The organism is Zhenhengia yiwuensis (assembly GCF_014384995.1).
GTDB classification, from domain to species: Bacteria; Bacillota; Clostridia; order Lachnospirales; family Cellulosilyticaceae; genus Zhenhengia; species Zhenhengia yiwuensis.
This window is the reverse complement of the sequence record NZ_JACRSY010000007.1, coordinates 107,270-121,993: the sequence shown is the minus strand read 5'-3', so window position 1 is coordinate 121,993 and position 14,724 is coordinate 107,270. Positions and strand designations below refer to the sequence as shown.

Genomic DNA, 14,724 nt, shown 5'->3' with positions numbered 1-14,724 from the left:
AAGATAGTTATTATTAAAAGATATGTTTACAAATATAAAATTTTAATATATAATGGGTTCAGCAAAATAGAATAAAAGAAGATAGAGGTTGCGGGATTTAAAAGTAAGTTTGTGGAGTTTGAGCAAACAGTGAAACAAACCTAAAGGAAAGACCGCCGAAACCTATAGCTGAAAGCTTTAAGGCTATAGAGTTGGGGTTATGTAGAATATGCATAACACTGTCATAAAGTTATTTATGATGAGCTATCACGATAGATATATTTTATTATTTTTAAATTGGGTTATAAGTAGAGTTCGATTAAAAATATATTATTAGATAAAAAGTCTTGAGTGATGAGCTTCACTCAAGACTTTTTTTATGGACTAATAATAAGATAGGAAGTGAGAAGAATGAATCTAACAAAATCAAATAAAGAAGTCGCCCAAAAAAGAGGTGGAGGATTTAAAGTACCACATACGCTGGTAATTATAAGTGCAATCATATTACTTGTTGCAGTAGCTACATACTTAGTACCAGGTGGTGCTTATGAAAAAATAGTAAATGAAGCAGGCAAAACAGTAGTTGTAGATGGTTCATTTAAGTATGTAGAGAGCAAGCCACAAGGTGTATTTGATGTTTTACAAGCGCCTATTCAAGGGATTATAGAAGGTGCTGAAATTATAGCATTTTTATTTATAGTGGGTGGTGCGTTTAATATTATTACAAAAACAAAGGCAATAGACTTTGGTATAATGCGTATCGTAAATGTATTTAAAGGGAAAGAAATTTTCATTATCCCAATTATATTTTTTATGTTTTCTTTAGGCGGGGCAGTATTTGGTATGACAGAAGAGGCTATACCTTTTATTGCAATGATGATCCCCCTTACTTTAGTACTAGGGTACGATAGTATAGTAGCAGTAGCTATTACATACTTAGCATGTAATACAGGATTTGCAGCAGCAATGCTTAACCCGTTTAATGTAGGTATTGCTCAGTCCATAGCAGAAATACCAATGTATTCAGGAATAGGGTATAGAACGCTTATATGGCTTGTATCAACGCTGGTAGCCATAGTATTTATTATGATTTATGCTAACAAAATCAAGAAAAATCCTAAATTAAGCCCTGTTTATGAAAGTGACCAGAAAAAGCGTCAAAACTTAACAAATTTTGAAAGTCAAGATGATCAGTTTTTGTTCTCTCATAAAATCATCCTTTTATTAATTGCATTATGTATGGGCACCATTGTATGGGGCGTATTAGCTAAGGGCTTCTGGATTCCACAAATTGCAGCAGTATTTTTAGTAACAGGATTATTAGCCGGGATAGTAGGAAAGTTAAGTTTAGATGAAATGGCAGATGCTTTTATACTAGGTGCAAAAGACATGATAGGTGCTGCAATTATGCTAGGTTTTGCAAGAAGTATCGTCATACTCGCTGAAAATGCTGGGATTATAGATACTATCTTATTCCACTTAGCACAAGTTCTAGGAAGTATCTCAGGAATGCTTGCATCTTATTTAATGTTACCAGTACAAATGTTTATCAATTTCTTCATTAGTTCAGGTTCAGGACAAGCAGCATTAACAATGCCAATACTTGCACCATTAGGAGATTTAATAGGCATATCGCGTCAGTTAACAGTATTAATATTCCAGTTAGGAGATGGCTTCTCAAATGCAATGTTCCCAACATCAGGAATACTTATAGCTTGCATAGGTGTTGCAGGTATTCCTTATGCGAAATGGCTCAAATGGATACTTCCATTACAAGGCGTACTATTTGCATTAGGGATAGCCTTTATAACAATAGCTCAGGTTATTGGATGGAGCTAATAACACAAAGGAGAAATTTATATGAAAGAAATACTATTTAACGAAGGACAAAAAATAAAAGATAGATTAGCCGAGATTAGTGAATATATATATCATAATCCAGAACTAGGAAATCAAGAGTTTAAAGCAGTAGAAATATTAACTTCATTTTTAGAAGAGCATCACTTTAATGTAGAAAGAGAATTTTTAAATATAAAAACAGCCTTTAGAGCAACTTTTGATAGTAAAAAAGAAGGACCAACAATAGGGTACTTATGCGAATATGATGCTTTACCAGAAATAGGCCATGGGTGTGGTCATAATATGATAGGTCCAATGTCAGCGGGAGCAGGCGTTCTTTTAAGTAAAATATTAGATGAAGTTGGAGGACGTATCGTCGTATATGGTACTCCAGCTGAAGAAACGGATGGCGCCAAAGTTATATTGGCTGAAAATGGTGTATTTGATGAATTAGATGTAGCTATGATGGCTCATCCAGCAAGTGAAACCATTAGAAGTGGAGATACTATAGCACTTTATCCCTTACAATTTACATATAAAGGGAAAACAGCTCATGCAGCAGCTAGCCCTCATGAAGGAATAAATGCTTTAAATAGTGTGATTCAGTTGTTTAATGGGATAGATGCTCTCCGTCAACATGTTACACCAGATGTTAGAATGCATGGTATCATAACAAGTGGTGGTGTAGCAGCGAATATAGTACCAGACGAAGCTGTTGCTCAGTTTTATTTTAGAGCAGCAACAAAAGAAACATTAGAAGATGTAGTAGAAAAGGTTAAAAAAATAGCAGAAGGGGCAGCCCTTATGACAGGTGCAACCCTTAGTATGGAAAGGTATGAATTGCCTTATGATAACTTAGTAACCAATGAAAATTTATCAGAGGCATTTAACGAAAACTTAAGAATGCTTGGTATCACAGAAATTAAAGAGAAAAAATCTGCTGGATCAAGTGATATAGGCAATGTAAGTCATATTACACCAACAATTCATCCTTATATAGGCATTTCAGATTGTCATATAACAGCACATAGTAGAGCATTAGCAGATGCTACCATAACACCACTTGGTCATGAAAGGCTATTAGTTGGAACATTAGCCTTAGCCTATACAGGATATGATGTTTTAATGAAAAAGGTAAACTTGTAATAAAGTATATAAAATATAACTTTATACAATAAAAGCCAACCTAAGTACGCCTTCCCCCCTGGAAATACGGGCGAGACTTAGGTTGGCTTTTAAGTTGTGGCAAGGTTTTTGACATAAGTGATTAAGTAGGTGTTCAATAGGCAAAGTGGCTATACATACTAAGAAGTGAGGAGGTAGTACCTAGCGTTGGTGTGCGTTGTCAGGGCCTATAGGTGAAAGGGATGCCAATACATGTATCACTGCAAGTTCCTGAGGCGGCTAACCTAAGCTGGGTATGACCTTTTGGCTTGTTAGTAGGTTAAGACTTATATGCAATTGAACGTGGCTTAATCAAGAATTGTCAAGAGTGTTTCTCTTCTACGGAGTTGCCACCACTAAGTAGAAGGGCCTAAGAAAAAGTTTAGTATTTTTAGGGGGGGAGCTAAAAAGTTCTAAACTTTTCTTAGTAGTACAGATAAACTTACTTATCTAGAATGGTAGGGATACCTGTACGTGTTTTAAGACTTATACTTTATTTATACACTATTCAGGTTTTAAAAGGAAGTAAAATATTTAGAATAATTAATTTTCAGTAGAGTTACTAAATCATACAATAAAATTAAGTAGAAAAAGCCTATAGTAATTTTCGTTTTAGCCCTTCCACATTAAGAAAGTGAATATGCTAAATTGGAATAACCTTTTAATATGAGCAAAAAAATGGTAAAGTATGAGATGAAAAAGAAAGTTTAATTGTGGGGAATATTTGGATGAAAAGAATAACTTTAAAAGATATCGTCATGATCATACAGAGAACATTAGATTCTATGGATGATAGATTGGAAGGGCATGGAGAAAAGGTTGCATACATAATGTATAAGCTATTAAAATGCCAGGGTGGATACAGTGATGAACAAATATTAAGGATGATTACATTAACTGTGTTCCATGATATAGGGGTATATAAGGTAGAGGAAAGGAATCATATTGTTGCTATTGACTTAGAGATTCCAATGAACCATTCTGTATATGGATATTTATTTATAAAGTATTTTTCACCTTTATCAGATTTAGCCGAAATCGTATTAGGACATCATTTGTATCCTAAAGATTTTAGTCATTCAGCAGAAATCAAGATTCCTAAAGAAGCGCTCCTATTAAATTTAGCGGATAGTATTGCAGTTTTACAGTTGCGTTTTAATAAAATAGACCCTAGGTGGATATTAAATAAAAATAGTAATTATCTACTTGAAGAACATAAAGAATTATTTAAAAAGGCATGTGATGAATATGATTTACTCGAAAAAATACAAGGTGATACCTATTTAAGTGAGTTATATGAGGTCCTTGAAAAAAGAGAATTATCAAGAGAAGAAATCATTTCATATGCAAGAATGTTAAATTATGCGATAGATTTTAGAAGTGAGGCTACCATATTACATACTATAACTGTGGAAGAAATAAGTTGGCAAATATGTAAAATAATAGGGTTAGATGACTATAAGTCAACAATAATTAAGGTAGCATCTATGCTTCATGATATAGGGAAAATATCAATTCCAATAAATATATTAGAGAAGAAGGGAAGTCTTACTAAGGAAGAATTTGAAGTCATGAAAAGTCATGCGCTCGTTGTATATAAGATTTTAAGTAATATGGGAATAGATGATATACGAGATATAGCAGCCTTACATCATGAGAAGTTAAATGGAACAGGATATCCATTTGGCTTAAGAGATGATCAAATATCAAAGGAAGTGAGAATCGTAGCAGTTGCAGATATTTTAAGCGCTTTGATAGGAAAGAGAAGCTATAAGGATGTATTTTCAAAAGATCAAGTTCTATCCATATTATCAAATATGGTATCCAATTATGAGATAGATAAGGATATATGTCGTTTAGTAATTGAAAATTACGATTATATTAAAGAAAAAGTTAAAGCCAATACGAAAGATACAATAGATTTATATAATAATTTAATGAATGAGTACGAAGCAATGTTAAATTATTTTGATAAAATAAGTTTTGTTCTTAAGTAGAATAAGACTTTTATTTGTGTTTATTCTAAAGAAAGATAGAATCCTTTTATATGTCTATTATAAGTTCAGTTATTTCTGTTAGAAGATTTAAGAAAGTTGCAAGTGTGAAAGAGCACATTTATGTGAAGTATCCGTTTGTAGATGATGCTTCTTTTAATATGGAACTTTTAAATAAGATACAACTTTACACAATAAAAGCCAATCTAAGTACGCCTTTCCTTTAGAAATACGGGCGAAACTTAGGTTGGCTTTTAAGTTGTGGCAAGATTTTTGGCATAAGGGATTAAGTAGGTATGCCCTTGTAAAGAACTAACTGGTTTTGAAAGAATAAGTTTAGCATCTTCTTAACTGTAAGAGTTATAAAAATTATAGTATAATAAAATATAAATAATAAAATATAGATAAATTATAAACAAAATATAAATAATATAATTAATATAAATGGTGAACAAGATGACAGAGAATCGAATTAGAACAAATATGTTGTATGTGAATACTATAAAACCGCACTTTCAGGTAGAGGATGTAGAGATTATTCTTGTGCTCAAAGGAACTATTACTATTCAAAAAGTAGAGCGAACAATACAAGTAGGAGAAGGAGAGTTTACTTTTATTAATCGTAATATTGTGCATAGCATAGAGAGTGAAGGGGCCTATATTATTTCAACAAAAATTCGTGTGTCTCGATTCAAACATATATTTGGCAAGATAGAATATGTAGATTTTCTCAATAATGATGAATTATTGCCAATAGATAGACCATTAAAAAACAGCTTGAATGAGAACGTTGTTCAATTACTTATTAATCAATATTGCTTTGAAAATAATTTGTATGAAATGGTTGGGCCAGAAGCTAAGCTCTTTAATGAAGAGTGTCTAGTAAATATGTTATTTACTTCCTACCAATTAATAACCCATTTAAAAGAAGAAGAAGAATATCCAACAGAGAAATTACAAATGCGCTATTATTCTGTCGTGGAATATGTGATGAATCATAGTCATCAAAAGATTGTCGTAGAAGATATTTTAAAAGAGTTATATATGAATGCGACTTACTTTTCTCAGTTTATGAAAAAAGTCGGTGGAATTGGGTTTAAAGATTTTGTACAGTATCGAAAATTAATTATCATTCAGCAGTATTTATTAGAGCAGCAAGTGCCCATGACTGAAATAGCTAATCGAGTTGGCATTTATGATATGAAGTCCTTTTATAATACTTTTAAAAGGTATTTTAATCAACGCCCTAAGACATGGAGAGAAGAGGCTTGTCAGCAAGAGGACTCGTATAGAATTGAATTTCAAAAAGATGTTTTGGAGAAATTTATTGAAAGACATCATATTAATTGCTACCAAGAAACAACTACCAGTAGATTATATAAACACTTACTTCAAGTTAAGCAAAGAAGCCCTCTTAGCTTAGAAGGAGTTGAGATTATACTCAATCTCTGCAAGGATATGGAGGAGCAATTCAATTCCCATTATTACGCTTATGAATACCTTAATGACTTGATTCATGAAGTGTATAAATCCAAAGCCATTTTACATATGCTTCACCCTTATCAGTATTTGGAGGATAAAGAGAGAGAGCAGCTTTTTATGAACGTAATTGGATTTAGTGTTTTAAAATTAGGTACAGGTAAAACAAAAACACTCAAAATTTCGCTTGTAGTAAAAGATGAAATAGAATTTTTACAAGCCTATAGATTAAAACAGAAAATTGAACAAAGTGTAGGAAATTTGAGCATTAACATCATAATGGATTTGTTAATATAGATAAAATAATTTCTTTATATACCTTTTTTTTATAATTATTTCATATAATAATCTAAAATTTTACTATTATAAATTGGTTAGAAGAATTATATAATAGGTTTATGTGATAAAAATTTAACAAAATATTTTAGATTGGATATGAAAGGTTGTAGGAATATGGAAAAACAAATTAAAGCATCATATGTTCATTTTATCATTGGTTTTGCAATTATGATTCTATTTCGTTTTATTCCATTAGGTGTATTACCAAATGTAACAGAAATAGGATTACAAGTTATAGGTATATTTATAGGAACGCTTTATCTATGGACAACTATTGAGCCTACCGTTGCAAGTATTGTAAGTATCTGTATGCTGGCAATGAGTGATTTTGCTCCAGCAGGAGATGTATTAGCAACTTGTTTTGGTAATCCAACCGTTGTGCAAATGTTATTCTTAATGATTTTTATGGGTGGTTTAACTAATAGAAAATTTACAGTATACATTGCGCGCTGGATTATGACTAGGAAGTTTATGGAAGGAAGACCTTGGGTATTTACTTTCGTGATGATGTTAGGGGCCTATTTAATGTCTGTATTTATTGGGGTATTTGCTCCTATATTTTTATTCTGGCCTATTTTATATGGGATATTTGAAGAAGTGGGATATAAGAAAACAGATGCCTATCCAAAATTATTAGTAATAGGTATTGTTATAGCAGCATTAATTGGTTTCCCAGTTCCACCGTATATGTCAAATGCACTTGCCTTACTCGGAAACTACAAAGGTTTATTAGCAAACTTCCCAACAATAACTGAAGGCATTCTCATTTCGGATGCTACTTATTTTATGGTTTGTTTTAGTTTAGGATTGATTTTAATTATATCTGTAGTCTTTGTTATGAAATTTATTTTCCGCCCAGACGTAGAACCTATGAAGAAAATTAATATTGAGATGTTAAGAAAAAATCCATTACCTCCAATGTCTAAAGCACAAAAGGTATATGGTATTTTCCTAGGTGTTTTCATTTTCTGTATGTTAATCCCAAGTTTATTGCCAAATGCACCTATTTTAGGATTTATTAATAAAAATTCTTTAGTTGTACCGATAGTGTTAGTAGGCATTTTAAGTTTGATTCAATTTGAAGATGGACCTGTGTTACGTTTTAATGAAGTAATGGGTAAAGATTTTGCTTGGCCTACATACTTTTTATGTACATCTGCAATCTTAATTGGTGGTGTATTAACGAATGAAGCGACAGGTGTAACACCATTCTTAAATACTGTTTTAACACCAATCTTTAATGGAATGTCAGGTGTTATGTTTACGATTGTTTTATTAATGCTTGCAATTATATTAACCAATGTATGTAACTCTTTAGTAATCGGAATGATTTTACAACCAGTTATATTAACTTATTGTGCAAATTCAGGTGTTAGTCCAGCCCCTATTATTACGTTACTCATCTTTGCTGTACTCTCAACAGCAGCTTGTACACCGTCAGCATCTCCACTAGCAGCTATGTTATTTGGAAATAAAGAGTATCTGACTTCTGGAGATGTCTATAAGTATACAGGGGTAATCCTTGTTGTAGAAATAATCGTTATTTTGGTAATAGGTGTACCTTTTGCAAATCTATTCTTCTAATAATAAAAAATACAATAAGAGTTAAAGCGATAAAAAAATAATTTCTAATAGTAGAGGAGCGATTGTAATGGCAGTAGAATACAAAAAAATTGAACACTGGATTCCACTTCAAACAAAAGCAGAAAAAGAAATGTTAGCAGAATTTGAAGCTGGGAACTATACAGTAGAAAACCCACTTGTAAAATATAATGCATACCTTATTAACCCATTATCAGCAGTAGTATTATTCCGTACAGAAGAAGAAGTAGCTGTAACAGTTCGTGTTAAAGGAAAAACAAAGGCAGCTGATATTGTACATACTTTCCCAAAAGCAAAAACACATATTTTACCAGTATTAGGGCTCTATAGCGATTATAATAATACAGTAGAAATTACACCTTATAGAGGGAAAACAACCACTATTCATATTGAAGTAGAAAATGTTGTGGATCAAAGTATTATTGAATACGTACAAACTACACCAGAATATTTCCAAGATAATATCATGATTCTTTGCCCAGCAAGTACTGACAAAACAGTAGGTGTTGACTATGCTGGAGATATTCGTTGGCATTTAACAACTCTTTGTGTTTTTGACTTAAAACGTTTAAAAAATGGTAATTTATTATTTGGAACAGATCGTCTTATTAAAATGCCATACTATATGTCTGGCTTATATGAAATGTCTCCAACAGGCAAAATTTATAAAGAGTACCGTATTCCCGGCGCGTACCACCATGATCAATTTGAAATGCCAGATGGTAACCTATTATGTTTAACTGAAGACTTAACAAGTGAAACAGTAGAAGATATGTGTGTGTTAGTAGATAGACAAACAGGTGAAATCTTAAAAACTTGGGATTACAGCAAATGCTTAACACCTGGAGAAGGAAAAGGTTTATCCTATACAGATGAAGACTGGTTCCATAACAATGCAGTTTGGTATGATGAAAAAACTCACTCTTTAACATTTTCAGGCCGTCATGTTGATGCCATGATTAATATAGATTATGAGAGTGGTGAACTTAATTGGATTATAGGTGACCCAGAAACTTGGCCAGAACATATGCAAAAATATTTCTTTAAACCAATTGGCAATAACTTTGAATGGCAATATGAGCAGCACGCTTGTGTTATTACTCCAAATGGAGATGTAATGTGCTTTGATAATCACCATAATGCGACTAAAGTGGAAGAAAGAAAAGTACCTGCATATAATAACTACTCTAGAGGGGTAAGATATAGAATTAATACTGAAGATATGACCATTGAGCAAGTATGGCAATATGGTAAAGAAAGAGGAGCAGAATTCTTCTCACCTTATATCTGTAATGTGGAATATTATAATGAAGGACACTATATGGTGCATTCTGGAGGAATTGCTTATGATAAAGATGGTAAGCCGTCAGAAGCACTAGGCGCGTTTGCTATAATGGCAGGTGGCTCTCAATCTTCCATTACAGTTGAACTCGTTAATGATACAAAGATGTATGAAATGAAAGTACATGGTAATTTCTATCGTGCTGAAAAAATGAAATTATACAGTGAGGGCAACAATTTAGAAATGGGTGAAGGTACTATTCTAGGTTATTTAAGTGAAACCAAAGAGTTTGAGACAGGCATTCCAGCAGAAGCTTGTGGACAGCTCTTACCAGAAACATGTAATGCAAGAGTTGAAGAGGAATTTGACAAATTTACATTCTTCTGCCGCTTTATGAAAGGGGATCTTGCTATGATGCTCTTAGAACAAGGAGATGAAGTACATCGATATTACATTTCTACAACTGCTGTTCCATCTAAAGCAATGTGTTGTGGTTCTTTCTTAGATACAGATGATAGAAATACTAGAACTTGTGTAACCAAAACAGGTTTAAAAGGTACTTATGATATTCGTGTGATTATTGAAGATAAAAAATATGAAACAGGTATTCAAATTACTTGTTAGGATAGGATAACTCATGTAAAGCAGATCTAGGATGAAATAAGACTCTAGGTCTGCTTTGCGTTGATATAAAATAAGAAAAGATGAGGTGTAAATGATGCAAGAACAAATCAAAATTCCATGTAAGAGTAATGCTGATTTAGTCTTAAAAGCCATTCCAGGACATTTTTCAAGTGACAGATTCCATATTAATTACTATATCGATATGACATTTTTAAAAATGCGTCAAAAAGAAGCGAAATTAGTGGCCCAGGTTATGGCAGAGCAATATGTAAGAAAAGTAAAATTAGATACAAATATAATGGGCTTAGAACCGAGTTGGAAGTCAATGAGTGAGCTTGGAGCCACTAAAACACCTATAGATACGATTATTTGTATGGATGGTTGTGAGGTTATTGGTGCTTATTTAGCAGAAGAACTCAGTATAGGAGGTTTCCCATCTAATAATAAGCACAATTCGTTCTACGTTATTACTCCTGAGTTTGATAAGAGCGGACAAATGGTGGTTAATAAAAATATTAAACCTATGATTTATGGAAAAAATGTACTCATTGTATTGGCGACAGCAATGAGTGGTGGAACTATTTCTAAGGCTATTCGAACAATTTTAGCATATGGTGGAAAAGTAACAGGCTTATCTGTTATTTTCGCAAATATAGATAAAGTGGATGAATATCCTGTAAATGCTATATTTACAAAGAATGATTTACCAAACTTTAAATTATCTAGCCCAGATATGTGTGAGGATTGTAAAGCGAAGAAACCATTGGATGCTATAGTCAATTCCTATGGATTACAGATTCTGGAGGATTAAGAGGGAGAGATTAAAGAGGCTTGTGCCCATTAGTAGGGGGCAAGCCTCTTTTTAATGTAAGGTTAATAGAGAGGTTATGGGCGTAATCTTTATAGAGCAAGATAGGAGAATAAAAAGACAATATAGTGTATTATAAATTTTTGTATTTAGATGTAGAATATTACCTATGAATAGTAAAGAAAATTGTATAAATTTACTATTGTAAATAGCATAGGAGGATAAAAATGGCACAAGATGAACAAGTAGTAGAACAAGGTGTACATACTTATAGTAAAGTTGATCACTATGTCCCACCTGTAGAACCTAAAGTCGTACAGCATTTAGAGTGGTTTCAAGATCAGAAGTTAGCCCTGATGATGCATTGGGGGCCTTACTCACAGTTAGGATTAGTAGAATCTTGGGCATTAAGTGACCAAGATGCAGAGTGGTCTAGACATGGTGTGGATTGGGGCGTAACCAACAAAGAGTTTAAGGAGCAGTATAAAAATTTAAATAAAACCTTTAATCCTATTCGTTTTCAACCCGATGAATGGGCGAAGTTAGCTAAAGAGGGTGGATTTAAATATTTAATTTTTACAACGAAGCATCATGATGGTTTTTGTATGTGGGATACGCAGTATTCAGACTATAAAATTACAGGGGAAGATTGTCCATTCCATACACACCATTATGCAGATATTTGTGGACATTTATTTGAAGCTTTTAGAAGACAGGGGATAGGTATTGTCGCTTACTTTTCAAAAGCAGACTGGCATGTGCCATCTTACTGGGCGCCCCATATGGAACGAGGGGATTTCACTTGGAGGGGGCCTTCTTATAAGCCTGAAGAGAATCCAGGCCTTTGGGAAGAATTTGTACAGTTTACCCATAATCAGCTTTTAGAGCTTTGTACACGTTATGGCAAGATTGATGTGCTCTGGTTTGACGCAGGCTGGGTATGTGAACAAAGTGGGCAAGATATTCGACTAGGTGAGGCAGTGGATAAGGTTCGTAAGATTCAGCCATGGATTATATCTGCTGATCGAACTATTGGTGGACCTTATGAAAACTATATTACACCAGAGCAGTGTATTCCCTCTAAACCTATTCCAGTTCCTTGGGAAAGTTGTATTACCATGGGAACGTCTTTCTCTTTTGCATACGAAGATGATTATAAATCCACAAGAGAGCTTATCCATATGCTTCTGAATATTGTAGCAAAAGGTGGTAATCTAGCACTGAATGTGGGCCCACAACCTGATGGTAGACTCCCTCGCACAGCGATTAAGCGTATTAAAGAAATGGGGAAATGGTTAGATAAAAATGGGGAAGGTATTTACGGAACGAGAGTATGTAGCCCTTATTTAAAAGGTGGCTTTGCCTTTACTCAAAAAGCAAAAGAACATACAGTTTATGCCTTTAAGCTTTGTGAGGAAGGGGAGAAGGTAGAAGAAGTCTTTAATATTCCATATACAGAGCAAGCTGTAAAAGAGGTAACTGTATTAGGAACTGCTACATCAGTAGTATTTAGACAGACAGAAGAAGGCATCCAGGTAAGGGTGCCAAGTGAGTTTGTAAAAGAAGGCGCGATTGCTGTTGGGTTTAAATTAGAAGTTTAATAGAATATTACTTTTACTTACTGAATTGGGAAAGGACAAAAATAAAATAACTATACTCAAAATTATTATAGGGGGAATATGATGGTAAAAGAGAATGTTTTAGATAAAAATACCACACTTGCTTTAGAAAAAAGTAACCAATTAAGTTTTAAACAAAGGTTATCTAAAGCCAAAAAAAGAATTATGAGACATTGGCAACTTTATATTATTTTACTGATACCGGTTGTACTAGTAGCTATATTCTCATATGGTCCAATGTATGGTCTGCAAATTGCCTTTAAGGATTATATCCCAAGCTATGGGATAGAGGGTAGTAAATGGGTTGGATTCAAGCACTTTATAAACTTTATAAATTCTCATCAATTTTCAAGATTGATAGGTAATACGATTACAATTAGTTTATATTCATTAATTGCAGGATTTCCAATTCCTATTATATTAGCCTTAGCGCTTAATGAGTGTACGAGCACCAAGTTTAAAAAAGCAGTTCAAATGATTACATATGCACCACATTTTATTTCAACAGTAGTTATGGTAGGTATTATTTTATTGATTTTATCTCCAAGTTCAGGTATTATTAATCAATTTATTCAATTATTTGGGGGCAAACCTATAGATTTCATGGCAAAGCCAGAATGGTTTAAGTCTATTTATGTATGGTCTGGAGTGTGGCAGGGTATGGGCTATAGTTCCATTATCTATATTGCAGCTTTAGCAGGTATAGACCCTACATTACATGAAGCGGCGATTGTGGATGGTGCAAGTAGATGGCAACGTATTTGGCATGTTAATATTCCAGGAATTTTACCAACAGTAACCATCCTGCTTATTATGAATTTTGGTAGTATTATGAGCGTTGGATATGAAAAAATCTTATTGATGCAAAATAGTTTAAATATGGCAAAATCTGATGTTATCTCAACGTTTGTATATAGAATGGGTCTTGAAAGTGCACAATATAGCTTTTCAGCAGCAGTCGGTTTATTTAATGCTGTTATTAACTTTATATTATTGGCTATTGTAAATATGGTGGCTAAAAAATTAGGCGAAACCAGCTTGTGGTAAGGGGGAGTGTATATGAAAAAAACTAAAGGAAGTAAAATAAATGAAACAAGACAAGATAAGGTTTTTAATGCAATCAATACAGTTATACTTTGGCTCGTGCTTATCTTAGTTGCCTATCCCCTTATCTATGTATTAAGTGCATCATTTAGTAATCCACAAGCAGTAAGCAGTGGAAAAGTGTGGTTATGGCCTGTAGATTTTACACTACGTGGATATGAAGTTGTATTCCAGCATCCAGATATTGTAAGAGGATTCTTTAATGCGATTTATATCACAGTATTAGGGACTGTTATACAAGTTATTATTACCATTATGGCTGCTTATCCGCTATCAAGAAAAACATTATATGGAAAAGGCGTTATTACTTTATTCTTTACCTTTACCATGTTCTTTGGGGGAGGACTTATTCCAACCTTTATCTTAATTAATAACTTAGGGCTTTATAATACGTACTGGGCATTAATTTTGCCAGGTGCAGTAGGTGTGTACAATGTTATTGTTGCAAGAACATTCTTCCAAACAACCATTCCAGAAGACTTGTTTGAAGCAGGTCAGTTAGATGGTTGTTCAGATTTTAGATTTTTAATGAGTGTTGTTCTGCCACTTTCCAAACCAATTATCGCAGTACTGGTTATGTTCTATGCAGTTGGACATTGGAATTCCTACTTTGGCCCAATGATCTATTTAGCAGATAAACAATTATACCCATTACAAATTGTACTAAGAAATATTTTAGTACAAAACCAATTTGACTCACAAATGATGATGGACGTTGCAAGTATGGAACAACAAAAAGGGTTAGCAGAACTTATTAAGTATGCTGTTATTGTTATATCGAGTTTACCGATGTTAATCCTTTATCCATTTATTCAAAAGCACTTTGTTAAAGGTGTAATGATTGGAGCAATTAAGGGTTAAAACTAAATTAAAATAATAATTTATAGGGGG

The 14,724-nt window shown here is 33.2% G+C and carries 11 protein-coding genes and 1 riboswitch; all 11 genes read left to right on the top strand.

The genetic code is table 11. The features are described from left to right. The first annotated feature begins 74 nt into the window (after nucleotides 1-74). A riboswitch (Lysine riboswitch) is annotated at nucleotides 75-254 on the top strand. A gap of 136 nt (nucleotides 255-390) precedes the next feature. The 11 genes from H8718_RS05945 (at nucleotide 391) to H8718_RS05895 (ending at nucleotide 14,694) form a co-directional block, all read left to right on the top strand. Next, entirely contained in the window at nucleotides 391-1,818 is a 1,428-nt protein-coding gene (locus tag H8718_RS05945; protein ID WP_249332224.1) for a YfcC family protein, read from the top strand. A gap of 21 nt (nucleotides 1,819-1,839) precedes the next feature. After that, nucleotides 1,840-2,964, top strand: coding sequence for a M20 family metallopeptidase (locus H8718_RS05940; RefSeq protein WP_249332223.1), 1,125 nt, complete (start codon nucleotides 1,840-1,842; stop codon nucleotides 2,962-2,964). A 746-nt stretch (nucleotides 2,965-3,710) separates the two neighbouring features. Further along, entirely contained in the window at nucleotides 3,711-4,979 is a 1,269-nt protein-coding gene (locus tag H8718_RS05935; protein WP_249332222.1) for an HD-GYP domain-containing protein, read from the top strand. A gap of 50 nt (nucleotides 4,980-5,029) precedes the next feature. Next, complete coding sequence (locus H8718_RS05930) at nucleotides 5,030-5,203, top strand: hypothetical protein (protein WP_249332221.1); 174 nt, start codon at nucleotides 5,030-5,032, stop codon at nucleotides 5,201-5,203. A 229-nt stretch (nucleotides 5,204-5,432) separates the two neighbouring features. After that, nucleotides 5,433-6,752, top strand: a complete 1,320-nt coding sequence (locus tag H8718_RS05925) for an AraC family transcriptional regulator (RefSeq protein WP_249332220.1) — start codon at nucleotides 5,433-5,435, stop codon at nucleotides 6,750-6,752. A gap of 156 nt (nucleotides 6,753-6,908) precedes the next feature. After that, a complete protein-coding gene (locus tag H8718_RS05920; protein WP_249332219.1) occupies nucleotides 6,909-8,378 on the top strand; it encodes an SLC13 family permease in 1,470 nt (489 codons plus the stop codon). Nucleotides 8,379-8,445: 67 nt separating this feature from the next. Continuing rightward, on the top strand, nucleotides 8,446-10,302 hold the full coding sequence (locus H8718_RS05915) for an aryl-sulfate sulfotransferase (protein WP_249332218.1): 1,857 nt from the start codon (nucleotides 8,446-8,448) through the stop codon (nucleotides 10,300-10,302). Nucleotides 10,303-10,393: 91 nt separating this feature from the next. After that, nucleotides 10,394-11,113 (top strand): phosphoribosyltransferase, encoded by a 720-nt coding sequence (locus H8718_RS05910; protein ID WP_249332217.1) that lies wholly within the window; start codon nucleotides 10,394-10,396, stop codon nucleotides 11,111-11,113. A gap of 224 nt (nucleotides 11,114-11,337) precedes the next feature. Next, the gene (locus tag H8718_RS05905; protein WP_249332216.1) at nucleotides 11,338-12,711 is read left to right on the top strand and encodes an alpha-L-fucosidase; all 1,374 of its coding nucleotides are present in this window, start codon (nucleotides 11,338-11,340) and stop codon (nucleotides 12,709-12,711) included. 81 nt (nucleotides 12,712-12,792) lie between these two features. Next, on the top strand, nucleotides 12,793-13,776 hold the full coding sequence (locus H8718_RS05900; RefSeq protein ID WP_249332215.1) for an ABC transporter permease: 984 nt from the start codon (nucleotides 12,793-12,795) through the stop codon (nucleotides 13,774-13,776). A 12-nt stretch (nucleotides 13,777-13,788) separates the two neighbouring features. Then, nucleotides 13,789-14,694: a carbohydrate ABC transporter permease gene (locus H8718_RS05895; protein WP_249332214.1), complete on the top strand. Its 906-nt coding sequence runs from the start codon at nucleotides 13,789-13,791 to the stop codon at nucleotides 14,692-14,694. The last annotated feature ends 30 nt before the right edge of the window (nucleotides 14,695-14,724 follow it).